This is a genomic window from Streptomyces griseus subsp. griseus (assembly GCF_003610995.1).
Classification (GTDB): domain Bacteria; phylum Actinomycetota; class Actinomycetes; order Streptomycetales; family Streptomycetaceae; genus Streptomyces.
The window spans coordinates 863,447-879,905 of sequence record NZ_CP032543.1; the positions used below are offsets into that span (position 1 = coordinate 863,447).

Sequence of the window (16,459 nt, forward strand, 5' to 3'; positions counted from 1 at the left end):
GTTTGGGTAGTCGGGCTCCCCCGAGGTCAGTGCAGACGGGTGCGCAGAGCACTCTGGACGAGCGCCGCGTGCAGCCGTACGGAGAGCTCGGCCAGCTCGTTCGCCGTGGCCTCGGCGTGGGCCCTGGTCTGCGGATTCCGGTGCAGGCGCAGCGGTGCGACCAGTTGCTCCACCAATCCCGCCTCGCGGTCGGCGGAGGCGCGCATGGCGCGCAGATGGCGCGGTTCGAGGCCGAAGCGCCCCAGGTCCGCCACCAGCTTGGCCACGGTCACCATCTCGGCGTCGTAGCCCCCCTCGGGAGCCGGGACGATGAGCCCGTAGGACTCCCACTCCGCCAGCTGCTCCTCGTCGACCTGGGCGGCCGCCAGGAGCTCGGCGCGCCCGATCCGCGCGGCGGTCGCCGCACCGGGGCCGGACTCCCACACACCGTCGCCGAGATCCCGCTGGGCGCCCGGTGAGGGCAGCGCGGGCTGCTCCCCCCGGGCCAGGGCGTCCAGGTGCTCGCGGATGACCTTGAGCGGCAGATAGTGGTCCCGCTGCATACGGAGGACCTGCGCGAGCCGCTCCACGTCGCCGGGCGCGAACTTGCGGTACCCGGACGGAGTCCGCTGCGGCTCCACGAGCCCCTCGGCCTCCAGAAAGCGGATCTTGGAGATCGTGACTTCCGGAAACTCTTCGCGCAGTCGGGTGAGCACCGTTCCGATGCTCACCCAGCGCGCGTCCGCGGTGGCGGTGCCGTCACCGGCACCGCCTGTCGGTGTTCGCAGCATGGGCCTTCCTGGGGGTCCCCCCGGACGGATCCGGGGGCTGGTCACACGCCCCGCGGGCTCGCGTAGAAGACCAGGCGGTACTTTCCGATCTGGACTTCGTCGCCGTTGGAGAGCAGGACCGAATCGATGCGCTCACGGTTGACATAGGTGCCGTTGAGGCTGCCGACGTCACCCACCGTGAAGCTACCGTCCGGACCCCTGTGGAACTCCACATGACGCCGCGACACGGTCACGTCGTCGAGAAAGATGTCACTCTGCGGGTGACGGCCGGCGGTCGTGAGATCGCTGTCCAGCAGGAAACGACTGCCGGAATTGGGGCCGCGGCGCACGACCAGCAGCGCCGAGCCTCCGGGCAGCGCGTCGACGGCTGCCTGGGCCTCCGGGGAGAGCGAGGGCAGAGCCGTCTGGCCCGTCGCCTCGGCCTCGTACGCCTCAAGACCGGAGATGGAGATCGTGGACGTCGTCTCCGAGGCGCGCTCGGGGACACCGCCTCGCAGCGGCGCGCCACAGTTGGAGCAGAATCGGCCGGCCTCCGCATTGCGGTGGCCACACCTCGTGCAGACCTGCATCGACGAGCCCTCCGGGGTGAACCCTCCACCCGCACTCGAGGCTGATGGTTCGCCGAAACCTATGCCTCCGGCACCGGCAGGGTCAACGGACGACACGCTGATTCCGGCCTGAGTGGCGTCACCGGGCAGTTCGTCGCGGAAGAGCGGACGCTCCGCCTCCTGCTCCTCACCCTGGCCGTGGCGCGGAGCGCGGTGGCGGGCAGCACTGTTGCTGTCCTCGCGCGCGCTCTTCCCGAACAACTTCGCAAAAAACTTCACGGGCGATTCCCCTTGACCGACATAGACCCGCCCGTGGGGCAGGACGAACCCTGAATGAACACACCTGCCGACCCGGACATCTTCACAACGTCCGTATCCACCCGACAGTTTCCACCACGCACCACCAATCCGGTGCGCCGACCCCCCGCAACCTCCCGCCCTCGTCCACCGGCCCTCCGGCCCGGCGCGATCACGGGGACGACGACCGAGCGTAGTCAGGCCGCTTCGCCGCTCGCAAGGCGTCGACGACGATGTCGTCGGAACGCTCCACGACGGCCGTGGCCTGCTCCTTCTCCAGCGTCTGCACCACACCGCCGGGGATGTTGAGGGCGGGTTCCAGGTCCTGCGGCTTGCCGATCACCTTGAACTCGTACGGTGCTTCGATCTTCTTGCCGTCCACCTGGATGTCACCGCCCTCTCCGGCGAAGTACGTATTGGCCACCACCCGGACGCCGTTGACCTCGATGGCCTCGGCCCCGGCCGCGCGCAGCTCCTGGATGGTGTCGAGGAGCTTGTCGGCGGCGACCGCGCCCGACGGGTCGCTGATCGTCAGCGTGATGCCGGGGCCGTGGGCCGCCACCGTACCCGCGAGGATCCCCAGCTGGCGTTCCTTCTCCAGCGTCTGCTTACGGGCCTCCTCGGCCTGGTCCGAGCTGTTCTCCAGCTCGGTGCGCTGGGCGTCCAGACGCTGCTTCTCGTCCTCCAGGCGCTGGGTGCGGTCGTCGACCTCGTCGAGGATCCGGACCAGGTCCTCCTGGCGCGCGCCGCGCAGCGTGCTGTCGTCGCTGGTGGACCGCACCTGGATGGCCAGCCCCAGGCCGAGCCCGAACAGCAGCACGGCGACGATGAGTTGGGCCCGGCTCACCCGGGGCGGCCACAGGCCCGCGAGCAGCCTCTGGCGTCCGGATGCCTCCTCTGCGGTCGCGGGCGGCTGCACGGGCGCGTCCGGGGCCGGGGAGGCACCGGCGTCGGGCCGCTCCGGCTGTTCGCTGCGAGGGTTCTCGTCGTTGTTCATCGGCCTCAAGCCCGGAAGACGTGCCGGCGGATCGCGGCGGCGTTGGAGAAGATCCGGATACCGAGCACGACCACCACGCCGGTGGAGAGCTGAGCACCGACACCCAGTTTGTCGCCGAGGAAGACGATCAGCGCGGCGACCACGACGTTGGAGAGGAACGACACCACGAAGACCTTGTCGACGAAGATGCCGTCCAGCATGGCCCGCAGACCGCCGAAGACCGCGTCCAGTGCGGCGACCACGGCGATCGGGAGATAGGGCTCGACCACCGCCGGAACCTCGGGCCGGACCAACAGTCCGACCACGACTCCCACGACGAGGCCCAGTACGGCGATCACGATGTGCCCTTCCCTGATTCTGCCGCATCACTGCCGGCGGCCTTCGGCTCTGCTGTTCGGACGATCAGGCTCGGTGCGGCCGGAAGCCGCACCTCCGCCTGATCGGACAAGGTGGTGCGGATGTCGAAGCTCTCCTTGAGCGCGTTGAGGTACTGGCCGTCGGCGCTGTCCCGGAACGCGGCGGCGAGACTCTTCCCGTCCCCCACCGCGAGCACTGTGTAGGGCGGTACGAGCGGCCTGTTGTCGACCAGTATGGCGTCGCCCGCGGCGCGGATCGCCGACAGTGCCGTCAGCCTTTGCCCATTGATGGCGATGGCCTCGGCACCGGACTCCCACAAGCCGTTGACGACCCGCTGCATGTCCCGGTCACGCACCCGGCCGGTGTCGGCGAAACTCGACGACTCACGGGGCCCGCCGCCGCCCTGATCGGTGTTCTTGGCGTCGTCCACGACGAGCTTCACCCCGGGGCCCTCCACCGGGGTCGCCCCGGACAGCAGGGCCACCAGCTCCCCCTGGTCCCCGCCGTGCCGCTCCAAGGCCTTGCGCTGCCGCTCGCCGACATCGCTGCGGAGCTTGTCGACGTCCGACTCCAGTGTGTCGGCCGCCCGGGTCTCGGCGTTGATGCGGTCGATCAGCTCTTCGCGTTCCTTCGCCACGACCGGCGCCGACACCCGCGCCTCGGCGGCGCCGAGGGTGACCACCAGGGCGGCCACCACGAGACCGGCGGCGAGGCCGAGCTTCGACCTGAGCGTACGGGGCAGCCCCGCGCTCCCGTCGGCCCTGCGGCGGGCGGAGGCCTCCGCGTAACCCTCGTCGAGGCTGTGGTCCATCACGTTGTTCAGCAGCGACATGGAGGCGTCGGGACGTGCGGGCGGCGAGGGTGTGCTCCGATCGGGGGGCTGCTGCGACATGCCGCACATCGTCGCACGTCACCACGGCTGCCGCCGAATGGCCCCACCGGCAACACCGGTGCACCGCACATCCCTGTCGGGGAGTTGCGGTGCACCGGCCTTCACCAGGTCACTCGCCCGCGCTCTCCACCACGGCGGACCACTCGTCGAGGAGCGCCTGCGCCGAGGCGTCGTCCGGGCCCTCCGCCCACAGATGGGTGACGGCCTCCGCCCGGTCGGGCAGCACCATGATCCACCGTCCGTCCGCCTCGACGACCCGGACGCCGTCCGTGGTGTCCACGCTGCGGTTCCCGGCCGCCTCGACGACGCTGCGCATGACGAGGCCCTTGACCGCCCACGGCGTCGCGAGGTCACGGCGCAGGACGTGGGCCCGCGGGATACGGGCGTCGATCTGGCTCAGGGTGAGCTGGGTCCGGGCCACGAGCCCGATGAGCCGGACGAAAGCCGCGGTCCCGTCGAAGACGCTGCTGAATTCGGGAACGATGAACCCGCCGCGCCCGTCTCCTCCGAAGATGGTGGTCTCTTCCCGTCCCACCCGGGTCAGGTCGTCGGGCGAGGTGGTCGTCCACTCCACCTGGGTGCCGTGGTACGCCGCCACCTGCTCGGCGACGCGCGTGGTCGTCACCGGTAGGGCGACGCGTCCGCTGCGCCGCTCGGCGGCGACGAGGTCCAGCATGACCAGCAGAGCACGGTCGTCCTCGATGATCCGGCCCAGCTCGTCCACGAGGGAGAGCCGCTCACCGACCGGGTCGAACCGGACGCCGAAGGCTGCCCGTGCCGAGGACACGATCTCCCCGAGCCGTACGAGGCCGGCCCGACGCGTCTCGGCGGACTCGGTGGGCCGCGACTCGTCGAGTCCCGGGTTGATGGTCAGAGCGTCCACCCCGAGCCGTCCAAGAAGGCTCGGCAGAACTAGCCCGGCGGACCCGTTGGAGGCATCCACGACCACCTTGAGCCCGGAGTCGGCGATGCCCGCGATGTCCACGTTGCGGAGCAGGGAGCCGGTGTACGAGTCGAAGACGCTGGACGGGAAGTGCAGGTCCCCGATCTCCCCGGGGAAGGCCCTGCGGTACTCCTGGCGGGCGTAGACCCGGTCCAGCTTGCGCTGCTGCCCCTGCGAGAGGTCGGCACCCCGCTCGTCGATGAACATGATGTCCACCGAGTCGGGCACCCCAGGTGACGTACGGATCATGATGCCGCCGGCACTGCCTCGCGCCGTCTGCTGCCGGGCCACGGGCAGCGGCACGTTCTCCAGGTCGCGTACGTCGATGGCGCTGGCCTGGAGCGCCGAGATGACGGCTCGCTTGAGAGCGCGGGCCCCTCGGGAGTGGTCACGGGCGGTCGTGACCGTCGACCCCTTCTTCAGGGTCGTGGCATAGGCGCCGGCCAGCCGGACCGCCAGTTCAGGGGTGATCTCGACGTTCAGGATTCCGGAGACACCGCGCGCCCCGAAGAGATGCGCCTGCCCACGGGATTCCCAGATCACCGAGGTGTTGACGAACGCACCGGCCTCGATGGTCTTGAACGGATACACCCGCACATTGCCCTGGATGATCGACTCCTCGCCGACCAGGCATTCGTCACCGATGACAGCACCGTCCTCGATCCGGGCCGCCCGCATGATGTCGGTGTTCTTGCCGACCACGCAGCCCCGGAGGTTGCTGTGCTGTCCGATGTAGACGTTGTCGTGGACCACGGCCTTGTGGAGGAAAGCTCCGGTCTTGACGACGACGTTGGAGCCCACGACGGTGTGCTCACGGATCTCGACGTCCGCCTCGACCTTGGCGTAGTCCCCGATGTACAGCGGCCCACGGAGGACGGCGTCCGGGTGGACCTCCGCGCCTTCGGCCACCCACACACCGGGCGAGATCTCGAAGCCGTCGAGTTCCACGTCGACCTTGCGCTCCAGGACGTCCGCCTGGGCCTTCACATAGCTCTCGTGCGTACCGACGTCCTCCCAGTAGCCCTCGGCGATATAGCCGTAGATCGGCTTGCCTTCCTTCATCAGCTGGGGGAAGACATCACCCGACCAGTCGACGGAGGTGTCGGCCTGGACGTAGTCGAAGACCTCGGGCTCCATCACGTAGATGCCCGTGTTCACCGTGTCCGAGAAGACCTGGCCCCAGGTCGGCTTCTCCAGGAAGCGTTCGACCTGGCCGTTCTCGTCGACGATGGTGATGCCGAATTCCAGCGGATTGGGGACCCGGGTCAGACAGACCGTGACGAGTCCGCCCTTCTCCTTGTGGAAGGCGATGAGGTCGGTGAGGTCGAAGTCGGTGAGCGCGTCACCGGAAATGACGAGGAAGGTGTCGTCCTTCAACGCCTCCTCGGCGTTCTTCACGCTCCCCGCGGTGCCGAGTGGCTTCTCCTCGTTGGCATAGGTGAGCTCCATCCCGAGCTCCTCGCCGTCCCCGAAATAATTCTTGACGAGGGAGGCCAGGAACTGGACGGTCACTACAGTTTCATTGAGCCCATGCCGCTTGAGAAGCCGCAGTACATGCTCCATGATCGGCCGATTGGCCACGGGCAGGAGCGGCTTGGGCATGCTCGAGGTCATGGGGCGCAGGCGCGTGCCTTCGCCACCAGCCATCACGACGGCCTTCATGTCGGAAACGTCCTCCTAGAAGAGACGACGGTCAGCCGAGTTCGCCCGTCGGGGCGTCACATTCAAGACATCACACCGCGGGCCGGCCACACTGCACGGCACCGCGTCAACGAGCTCAATCGGCTACTGCATCCGCCTTGACGAGCCGGCGGACCTGGACCACGTAAAGGATCCCTGCCCACCAATACAGGGTTGTACCCCATCCTGCGAACGCCCATCCGAAAATGGCGGCCACGGTAGCCAGCCAACCACTCCCATCGCTGAGCAGCAACAAGGGGAACGCGTACATCAGGTTGAAAGTTGCAGCTTTCCCGAGGAAGTTGACCTGCGGCGGCGGATAACCGTGGCGCCGCAGGATGGCCACCATCACGAGCAGCATCAGCTCCCGGGCCAGCAGAGCGGCGGTGAGCCAGAGCGGCAGGATCTCGCGCCAGGTGAGGCCGAGGAGCGTCGAGAGGATGTAGAGCCGGTCGGCAGCCGGGTCCAGGAGTCGGCCGAGACTGCTGATCTGGTTCCACCGACGGGCGAGCTTGCCGTCGAGGTAGTCGCTGATGCCACTGAGCATCAGCACCAGCAGCGCCCAGCCGTCGCTGTTGGGGCCGCCGAACACGGGGCGGAGAATCAGCCACAGGAAGAGCGGTACCCCGACAAGGCGAGCCATGCTGAGGATGTTGGGGATGGTGAGGACCCGGTCCGTCTGGACCCGAGTCTCCTGGACCTCCACCCGGGAGCCTCCTGTGAGGAACGTGCGAATGATGCCCCCCGACCTTACCCTCAGCCTCGGCCGACACCTGCACAGGGGTGGGCGGAGACGGGACCGCCGCGGGTCCGGAACGCAGGAAAGCCCCGCACCACAAGGGTGCGGGGCTTTCCCGGAAAAATTGTTCGGCGGCGTCCTACTCTCCCACAGGGTCCCCCCTGCAGTACCATCGGCGCTGAAAGGCTTAGCTTCCGGGTTCGGAATGTAACCGGGCGTTTCCCTAACGCAATGACCACCGAAACACTATGAAATTAGAACACCGGACAAAAACACGGCCGTTCGTTATTTCAGAACTAACACAGTGGACGCGAGCAACTGAGGACAAGCCCTCGGCCTATTAGTACCAGTCAGCTCCACCCCTTACAGGGCTTCCACATCTGGCCTATCAACCCAGTCGTCTACTGGGAGCCTTAACCCTTCAAGAGGGTGGGAATACTCATCTCGAAGCAGGCTTCCCGCTTAGATGCTTTCAGCGGTTATCCTTTCCGAACGTAGCCAACCAGCCATGCCCTTGGCAGGACAACTGGCACACCAGAGGTTCGTCCGTCCCGGTCCTCTCGTACTAGGGACAGCCCTTCTCAATATTCCTACGCGCACAGCGGATAGGGACCGAACTGTCTCACGACGTTCTAAACCCAGCTCGCGTACCGCTTTAATGGGCGAACAGCCCAACCCTTGGGACCGACTCCAGCCCCAGGATGCGACGAGCCGACATCGAGGTGCCAAACCATCCCGTCGATATGGACTCTTGGGGAAGATCAGCCTGTTATCCCCGGGGTACCTTTTATCCGTTGAGCGACAGCGCTTCCACAAGCCACTGCCGGATCACTAGTCCCGACTTTCGTCCCTGCTCGACCCGTCGGTCTCACAGTCAAGCTCCCTTGTGCACTTACACTCAACACCTGATTGCCAACCAGGCTGAGGGAACCTTTGGGCGCCTCCGTTACTCTTTAGGAGGCAACCGCCCCAGTTAAACTACCCATCAGACACTGTCCCTGATCCGGATCACGGACCCAGGTTAGACATCCAGCACGACCAGAGTGGTATTTCAACGACGACTCCACAACCACTGGCGTGGCCGCTTCAAAGTCTCCCACCTATCCTACACAAGCCGAACCGAACACCAATATCAAACTATAGTAAAGGTCCCGGGGTCTTTCCGTCCTGCTGCGCGAAACGAGCATCTTTACTCGTAGTGCAATTTCACCGGGCCTATGGTTGAGACAGTCGAGAAGTCGTTACGCCATTCGTGCAGGTCGGAACTTACCCGACAAGGAATTTCGCTACCTTAGGATGGTTATAGTTACCACCGCCGTTTACTGGCGCTTAAGTTCTCAGCTTCGCACACCCGAAAGTGCACTAACCGGTCCCCTTAACGTTCCAGCACCGGGCAGGCGTCAGTCCGTATACATCGCCTTACGGCTTCGCACGGACCTGTGTTTTTAGTAAACAGTCGCTTCTCGCTGGTCTCTGCGGCCACCCCCAGCTCAAGCAGCACGTGCTATCACCAGGAATGGCCCCCCTTCTCCCGAAGTTACGGGGGCATTTTGCCGAGTTCCTTAACCATAGTTCACCCGAACGCCTCGGTATTCTCTACCTGACCACCTGAGTCGGTTTAGGGTACGGGCCGCCATGAAACTCGCTAGAGGCTTTTCTCGACAGCATAGGATCATCCACTTCACCACAATCGGCTCGGCATCAGGTCTCAGACATCATGCACGACGGATTTACCTACCGTGCGTCCTACACCCTTACCCCGGGACAACCACCGCCCGGGCTGGACTACCTTCCTGCGTCACCCCATCGCTTACCTACTACAAGTCTGGTTCATCGGCTCCACCACTACCCTCAACTCCGAAGAGATCGGGCCGGCTTCACGGACTTAGCATCGCCTGATTCAGTACTGGGCGTTTCAAAGCGGGTACCGGAATATCAACCGGTTGTCCATCGACTACGCCTGTCGGCCTCGCCTTAGGTCCCGACTTACCCTGGGCAGATCAGCTTGACCCAGGAACCCTTAGTCAATCGGCGCACACGTTTCTCACGTGTGTATCGCTACTCATGCCTGCATTCTCACTCGTGAACCGTCCACAACTCGCTTCCGCGGCTGCTTCACCCGGCACACGACGCTCCCCTACCCATCCACACAGGCGTTGGCCCTATATGTGTGAATGACACGACTTCGGCGGTACGCTTGAGCCCCGCTACATTGTCGGCGCGGAATCACTTGACCAGTGAGCTATTACGCACTCTTTCAAGGGTGGCTGCTTCTAAGCCAACCTCCTGGTTGTCTCTGCGACTCCACATCCTTTCCCACTTAGCGTACGCTTAGGGGCCTTAGTCGATGCTCTGGGCTGTTTCCCTCTCGACCATGGAGCTTATCCCCCACAGTCTCACTGCCGCGCTCTCACTTACCGGCATTCGGAGTTTGGCTAAGGTCAGTAACCCGGTAGGGCCCATCGCCTATCCAGTGCTCTACCTCCGGCAAGAAACACACGACGCTGCACCTAAATGCATTTCGGGGAGAACCAGCTATCACGGAGTTTGATTGGCCTTTCACCCCTAACCACAGGTCATCCCCCAGGTTTTCAACCCTGGTGGGTTCGGTCCTCCACGAAGTCTTACCTCCGCTTCAACCTGCCCATGGCTAGATCACTCCGCTTCGGGTCTAGAGCGTGCAACTCAAACGCCCTGTTCGGACTCGCTTTCGCTACGGCTTCCCCACACGGGTTAACCTCGCTACACACCGCTAACTCGCAGGCTCATTCTTCAAAAGGCACGCAGTCACGACTGACAGCACAAGTGCTGCCAGCGACGCTCCCACGGCTTGTAGGCACACGGTTTCAGGTACTATTTCACTCCGCTCCCGCGGTACTTTTCACCATTCCCTCACGGTACTATCCGCTATCGGTCACCAGGGAATATTTAGGCTTAGCGGGTGGTCCCGCCAGATTCACACGGGATTTCTCGGGCCCCGTGCTACTTGGGTGTCTCTCAAACGAGCCGTTGATGTTTCAGCTACGGGGGTCTTACCCTCTACGCCGGACCTTTCGCATGTCCTTCGCCTACACCAACGGTTTCTGACTCGTCTCACAGCCGGCAGACTATGAAAGAGAGATCCCACAACCCCGTAAGCGCAACCCCTGCCGGGTATCACACGCATACGGTTTGGCCTCATCCAGTTTCGCTCGCCACTACTCCCGGAATCACGGTTGTTTTCTCTTCCTGAGGGTACTGAGATGTTTCACTTCCCCTCGTTCCCTCCACACTGCCTATGTGTTCAGCAGCGGGAGACAGCCCATGACGACTGCCGGGTTTCCCCATTCGGAAACCCCCGGATCAAAGCTTGGTTGACAGCTCCCCGGGGACTATCGTGGCCTCCCACGTCCTTCATCGGTTCCTGGTGCCAAGGCATCCACCGTGCGCCCTTAAAAACTTGGCCACAGATGCTCGCGTCCACTGTGCAGTTCTCAAACAACGACCAGCCACCCATCACCCCGTCCTTGCGGACGAGTTCACCGGGGCCGGAAAGAAGGCAGCCATCACGGCCATACCTTCAGACACCCAACAGCGTGCCCAGTACCCGGAATTCACTCGGTCCGCTTTCCACGCCCCGAAGGGCAGTACTCACGACCCGGATGAACCACCCGGTACTGAATAGTCAACGTTCCACCCATGAGCTGACCACCGTCGAACATTTGCCGACGTAGTGGCTCTGGATCCCCGAAGGGATCTAGATGCTCCTTAGAAAGGAGGTGATCCAGCCGCACCTTCCGGTACGGCTACCTTGTTACGACTTCGTCCCAATCGCCAGTCCCACCTTCGACAGCTCCCTCCCACAAGGGGTTGGGCCACCGGCTTCGGGTGTTACCGACTTTCGTGACGTGACGGGCGGTGTGTACAAGGCCCGGGAACGTATTCACCGCAGCAATGCTGATCTGCGATTACTAGCAACTCCGACTTCATGGGGTCGAGTTGCAGACCCCAATCCGAACTGAGACCGGCTTTTTGAGATTCGCTCCGCCTCGCGGCATCGCAGCTCATTGTACCGGCCATTGTAGCACGTGTGCAGCCCAAGACATAAGGGGCATGATGACTTGACGTCGTCCCCACCTTCCTCCGAGTTGACCCCGGCAGTCTCCTGTGAGTCCCCATCACCCCGAAGGGCATGCTGGCAACACAGAACAAGGGTTGCGCTCGTTGCGGGACTTAACCCAACATCTCACGACACGAGCTGACGACAGCCATGCACCACCTGTATACCGACCACAAGGGGGGCACCATCTCTGATGCTTTCCGGTATATGTCAAGCCTTGGTAAGGTTCTTCGCGTTGCGTCGAATTAAGCCACATGCTCCGCTGCTTGTGCGGGCCCCCGTCAATTCCTTTGAGTTTTAGCCTTGCGGCCGTACTCCCCAGGCGGGGAACTTAATGCGTTAGCTGCGGCACCGACGACGTGGAATGTCGCCAACACCTAGTTCCCAACGTTTACGGCGTGGACTACCAGGGTATCTAATCCTGTTCGCTCCCCACGCTTTCGCTCCTCAGCGTCAGTAATGGCCCAGAGATCCGCCTTCGCCACCGGTGTTCCTCCTGATATCTGCGCATTTCACCGCTACACCAGGAATTCCGATCTCCCCTACCACACTCTAGCTAGCCCGTATCGAATGCAGACCCGGGGTTAAGCCCCGGGCTTTCACATCCGACGTGACAAGCCGCCTACGAGCTCTTTACGCCCAATAATTCCGGACAACGCTTGCGCCCTACGTATTACCGCGGCTGCTGGCACGTAGTTAGCCGGCGCTTCTTCTGCAGGTACCGTCACTTTCGCTTCTTCCCTGCTGAAAGAGGTTTACAACCCGAAGGCCGTCATCCCTCACGCGGCGTCGCTGCATCAGGCTTTCGCCCATTGTGCAATATTCCCCACTGCTGCCTCCCGTAGGAGTCTGGGCCGTGTCTCAGTCCCAGTGTGGCCGGTCGCCCTCTCAGGCCGGCTACCCGTCGTCGCCTTGGTAGGCCATTACCCCACCAACAAGCTGATAGGCCGCGGGCTCATCCTTCACCGCCGGAGCTTTTAACCCCGTCCCATGCAGGACAGAGTGTTATCCGGTATTAGACCCCGTTTCCAGGGCTTGTCCCAGAGTGAAGGGCAGATTGCCCACGTGTTACTCACCCGTTCGCCACTAATCCACCCCGAAAGGCTTCATCGTTCGACTTGCATGTGTTAAGCACGCCGCCAGCGTTCGTCCTGAGCCAGGATCAAACTCTCCGTGAATGTTTACCCGTAATCGGGTGCACACACACGAGAGCGGAACAACCAGTCGGAATAAGACCCGTTGTTCACAGCGTCCTCGCTGTGTAATTGCCTACCGTCACCGAAGTGAGCCAGTAGGACTTTCAAAGGAACCACCAACCTGCCGAAGCAGGCCGGGGTATCAACATATCTGGCGTTGACTTTTGGCACGCTGTTGAGTTCTCAAGGAACGGACGCTTCCTTCGGTCCCGTATCACCGGGGCCCTCCGGGCGCTTCCCTTCGTGTTTCTTTGTCTTGCTGTCCTGCGTTTCTGACTCTATCAGACTCTTTCGTGTCCGATTCCCGGTCGAAGCGGGTCAAGCGGTTTTGCTTATTTCTGCTTCCAGGTAATTCGCTTTCGCGTCTTTCCCTTTCGGCGAGTCCGACTCTATCAGGCCTTTTCTGCTTCCTTGACCACGTCCCGCGGGCATGCCGAAGGAGGGCTAAGGGTTAGGATCTGGGCTTAAAGGTCGCCGCCGACCCCCGACTCAAAGTCGCGTTGGGGTCAGGCAGGAGTACGACAGTACAGGCCGCCGGGGATCGAGGCAAATCGCTTGCGGTGTACCCCTAGACCTGTCAACCGGGCGGTCTCGGGCGGAACCGGGACTTCATATGACTTACTCTGCTGAGCAGTACGCCGTCCCCACATCAGCCGCGGCGGCGACACCTGAATCTCCACCCCCTGGGAGGCTCCCCATGACCAACGTGACGTCCCCTCTCGCTGGACGCGCCATCGGACTCACCGCGGTTCCCGACCCGGTCTTCTCCGGCGCGATGGTCGGTCCCGGCACCGCCATCGACCCCGTACGCGAGCCCTCCGAGGCCGTATCGCCTGTCGACGGCATCGTCGTCTCCCTGCACCCCCACGCGTTCGTCGTCGTCGACGCCGACGGGCACGGGGTTCTGACGCACCTCGGTATCGACACCGTCCAGCTGAACGGCGAGGGCTTCGAGCTGCTCGTCAACAAGGGGGACACGGTGACCCGGGGCCAGAGCATCGTGCGCTGGGACCCGGTCGGCGTCGAGGCGGCCGGCAAGTCACCCATCTGCCCGATCGTTGCCCTGGAGGCCACCGCCGAGTCGCTCTCCGAGGTCCGTGAGGACGGGGACGTGAAGGTCGGCGACACGCTGTTCGGCTGGCAGTGACACCTCGGACGCAGTGACAGGCCAGTTGCACAACCACCGCGGCGACACGGTCGCCGCACAACCGGAGACGGGTGAAATGGAGACAACGCTGCGAGGCGTCGGCGTGAGCCACGGTGTGGCCATCGGCGAGGTTCGGCACATGGGTACGGCGGTGCTGGAGCCGCCCGCCAAATCGATTCCCACCGAGGAGGCGGGGCGCGAACAGGGGCGTGCCCGGCAGGCGGTGGAGGCCGTGGCCGCCGATCTCGTCGCGCGCGGCAACCTGGCGGGCGGCGAGGCACAGCACGTGCTCGAGGCGCAGGCCATGATGGCGCAGGACCCCGAGCTGATGTCCGATGTCGAGCGGCGGATCGCCGTGGGCAGCACCGCCGAGCGCGCGGTGTACGACGCGTTCGCCGCGTACCGGGCGCTGCTGGCCAACGCCGGTGAGTACCTGGCGGGGCGGGTCGCCGACCTGGACGACGTACGGAACCGGATCGTGGCGCGGCTGCTCGGTGTACCGATGCCCGGGGTGCCGGACAGCGACGAGCCGTACGTCCTGATCGCGCGCGACCTGGCGCCGGCCGACACGGCGCTTCTCGACCCGACCCTGGTGCTCGGTTTCGTCACCGAGGAGGGCGGGCCGACCAGCCACAGCGCCATCCTGGCCCGGGCGCTCGGCGTTCCGGCCGTGGTGGCTCTGCCCGGCGCCGGTGAGCTGGCCGAGGGCACGGTCGTGGCGGTGGACGGCAGCACCGGCGAGATCTTCGTCGACCCGAGCGCGGAGAAGCGCGCGGAGATGGAGGCCGCCGCGGCTGCTCGTAAGGCCGCACTGTCCTCCTCCACCGGTCCGGGTGCCACTTCGGACGGGCACAAGGTGCCGCTGCTGGCCAATGTCGGCGGTCCGGGCGATGTGCCCGCGGCGGTCGAGGCGGGGGCCGAGGGTGTCGGGCTGTTCCGCACCGAGTTCCTCTTCCTGGACGACAGCAAGCAGGCTCCTTCCGAGGAGAAGCAGGTCGAGGCCTACCGAGCGGTGCTGGAGGCGTTCCCCGAGGGGCGTGTCGTCGTACGCGTACTGGACGCCGGTGCCGACAAGCCGCTGGACTTCCTGACGCCGGCCGACGAGCCGAACCCGGCGCTCGGTGTGCGGGGGCTGCGCAGCCTGCTGGACCACCCCGAGGTGCTGCGTACCCAGCTGACCGCGCTGGCGAAGGCCGCCGAGGGTCTGCCGGTGTACCTGGAGGTCATGGCGCCCATGGTGGCCGACCGCATCGACGCCAAGGCGTTCGCGGACGCGTGCCGTGAGGCGGGGCTGCAGGCGAAGTTCGGCGCGATGGTGGAGATTCCGTCCGCCGCTCTGCGGGCGCGGTCGATCCTCCAGGAGGTGGAGTTCCTGTCGCTGGGCACCAACGACCTGGCGCAGTACACCTTCGCGGCCGACCGTCAGGTGGGCGCGGTGTCGCGGCTCCAGGACCCGTGGCAGCCGGCGCTGCTCGATCTGGTCGCGCTGTCCGCCGAGGCGGCCCGTGCCGAGGGCAAGAGCTGTGGTGTCTGTGGTGAGGCCGCCGCGGATCCGCTGCTGGCCTGTGTGCTGACCGGTCTGGGCGTCACCTCGCTCTCCATGGGTGCCGCGTCCATCCCCTATGTGCGCGCCACGCTGGCCAAGTACACGCTGGCCCAGTGCGAGCGTGCGGCCAACGCCGCCCGTTCGGCCGACTCCGCCGACGAGGCGCGCAGCGCGGCTCAGGCGGTGCTGTCCGGCGAGTAGTCGCGGCGAGCCGGCTGTCGGAGGGGCTTCCCGCCTGGTGGCGGGGAGCCCCTCCTGCTGTGTGTCCGGTCAGCGGTGGGGTTCCGCCGGGTCGGCTCCGATGTCGAACCCCGCGCAATACTCCACGCCGGATTCCGGGGAGACGGGCTCCCCGGTGTCGGCGTCGGTGCAGTAGGCGTTGAAGACCTCGCCGGCGGTGAGCGGGGCGAGGGCTCCGTGGGTCAGCCGCCAGCCGTGGACGCGGTCGGGGCTGTCGGGGGTGCTGGTGCGGAGCACCACTCCCCCGGGTGTCTCCAGGGCGATCGCCACCGCGAGCACGGTGGCGAACTCCGCTCCTTCCGAGGCGTCGAGGCGAACCGGGCCCGTGGCGTCGCGGTGGGTGTGGAGCACTGCCAGGAGCTGGTCGTTATCCGTCGGGGTGGAGCAGACCAGGTGGTGGGTGCCCGGTCCGGCCGTCTCCAGCAGGCGCGTCAGAAGGTGGGAAGCCCGGTCGAAGGCCGCTCGTCCGATGTCCTGGCCGCAGTCCGCGCAGGCTCCGAGGTCGGCGAGGAGAAGGGTGGCGTACTCCCAGGTGGCCTGGCGGACCGCGCGGGAGACCAGGAGCGGGATGAGGTCGGTGAGGCGTTGGCCGGTGTAGGCGATCGTGGCTCCGGCGGCGGCGATCTCGGCGGTGAAGCGGCTGCGGCTGGCGCCGGTGTCCGCGTCGAGTCCGGACTCCGCGCAGAACTCGGCGTAGTCCTCGGGGTCGAAGAGCGCCACCGTGGTGTGCATGCCCTGGGCGGTCATGGACTTGAGCAGGCCTTCGACCTGGTGCAGATAGGCGGCGTGGTCGTCGAAGGGGAAGGTGCGGTAGCGCCGCATGGCCGCGAAGTCCTGCTCGTCGACCAGGAGGCCGACGGTGCTGGGGGCTTCGCGGCGCAGTGTGCGACGCAGGGTTGTGCTCGCGGTGCCGTGTTTCGGGCTGCGTTTGGTGTTCGGCTTGATGGTGCGCTTGGTGTTTTCCTGCTGCGCCATGTGTCCCCCTGTGCGCGGTGAAATCTTGCTCAC

10 protein-coding genes and 3 rRNA genes are annotated in these 16,459 nt (G+C 65.1%); 2 read left to right on the forward strand and 11 right to left on the reverse strand.

Annotated elements, in window-relative coordinates; translation table 11 throughout:
• Nucleotides 1-26: 26 nt before the first annotated feature.
• From D6270_RS03980 to D6270_RS04025, 10 genes are all read right to left on the reverse strand, one after another.
• Nucleotides 27-770, reverse strand: coding sequence for a transcriptional regulator FtsR (locus D6270_RS03980; RefSeq protein ID WP_109166706.1), 744 nt, complete (start codon nt 768-770; stop codon nt 27-29).
• A gap of 41 nt (nt 771-811) precedes the next feature.
• Nucleotides 812-1,597 carry an FHA domain-containing protein gene (locus D6270_RS03985; protein WP_109166705.1) on the reverse strand — a complete coding sequence of 262 codons (786 nt, stop codon included), beginning with the start codon at nt 1,595-1,597 and terminating at the stop codon, nt 812-814.
• Nucleotides 1,598-1,787: 190 nt separating this feature from the next.
• Nucleotides 1,788-2,612 carry a DUF881 domain-containing protein gene (locus D6270_RS03990; protein ID WP_109166704.1) on the reverse strand — a complete coding sequence of 275 codons (825 nt, stop codon included), beginning with the start codon at nt 2,610-2,612 and terminating at the stop codon, nt 1,788-1,790.
• Between the two features lie 5 nt (nt 2,613-2,617).
• Nucleotides 2,618-2,950, reverse strand: a complete 333-nt coding sequence (locus D6270_RS03995) for a small basic family protein (RefSeq protein ID WP_003970459.1) — start codon at nt 2,948-2,950, stop codon at nt 2,618-2,620.
• Nucleotides 2,947-3,861: a DUF881 domain-containing protein gene (locus D6270_RS04000; protein WP_109166703.1), complete on the reverse strand. Its 915-nt coding sequence runs from the start codon at nt 3,859-3,861 to the stop codon at nt 2,947-2,949. Before D6270_RS04000 ends, D6270_RS03995 begins: the two co-directional genes overlap by 4 nt.
• Nucleotides 3,862-3,970: 109 nt before the next feature.
• Entirely contained in the window at nt 3,971-6,466 is a 2,496-nt protein-coding gene (locus tag D6270_RS04005) for a mannose-1-phosphate guanyltransferase (protein ID WP_109166702.1), read from the reverse strand.
• Nucleotides 6,467-6,581: 115 nt separating this feature from the next.
• Nucleotides 6,582-7,190: a cardiolipin synthase ClsA gene (locus tag D6270_RS04010; RefSeq protein WP_015607274.1), complete on the reverse strand. Its 609-nt coding sequence runs from the start codon at nt 7,188-7,190 to the stop codon at nt 6,582-6,584.
• A gap of 159 nt (nt 7,191-7,349) precedes the next feature.
• Nucleotides 7,350-7,466 (reverse strand): 5S ribosomal RNA (gene rrf, locus D6270_RS04015).
• Nucleotides 7,467-7,543: 77 nt separating this feature from the next.
• A 23S ribosomal RNA gene (locus tag D6270_RS04020) occupies nt 7,544-10,668 on the reverse strand.
• 306 nt (nt 10,669-10,974) lie between these two features.
• Nucleotides 10,975-12,500, reverse strand: a 16S ribosomal RNA gene (locus tag D6270_RS04025).
• Together the 16S, 23S and 5S rRNA genes form the textbook arrangement of a ribosomal RNA operon.
• A gap of 715 nt (nt 12,501-13,215) precedes the next feature.
• Here D6270_RS04025 and D6270_RS04035 point away from each other — a divergent pair.
• Both D6270_RS04035 and ptsP read left to right on the forward strand, forming a co-directional pair.
• A complete protein-coding gene (locus D6270_RS04035) occupies nt 13,216-13,665 on the forward strand; it encodes a PTS sugar transporter subunit IIA (RefSeq protein ID WP_109166701.1) in 450 nt (149 codons plus the stop codon).
• A 76-nt stretch (nt 13,666-13,741) separates the two neighbouring features.
• A complete protein-coding gene (gene ptsP / locus D6270_RS04040) occupies nt 13,742-15,412 on the forward strand; it encodes a phosphoenolpyruvate--protein phosphotransferase (RefSeq protein WP_109166700.1) in 1,671 nt (556 codons plus the stop codon).
• A 69-nt stretch (nt 15,413-15,481) separates the two neighbouring features.
• Here the strand turns inward: ptsP and D6270_RS04045 are convergent, their stop codons facing one another.
• Nucleotides 15,482-16,426 (reverse strand): DUF8829 domain-containing protein, encoded by a 945-nt coding sequence (locus D6270_RS04045; protein WP_109166699.1) that lies wholly within the window; start codon nt 16,424-16,426, stop codon nt 15,482-15,484.
• Nucleotides 16,427-16,459 lie beyond the last annotated feature (33 nt).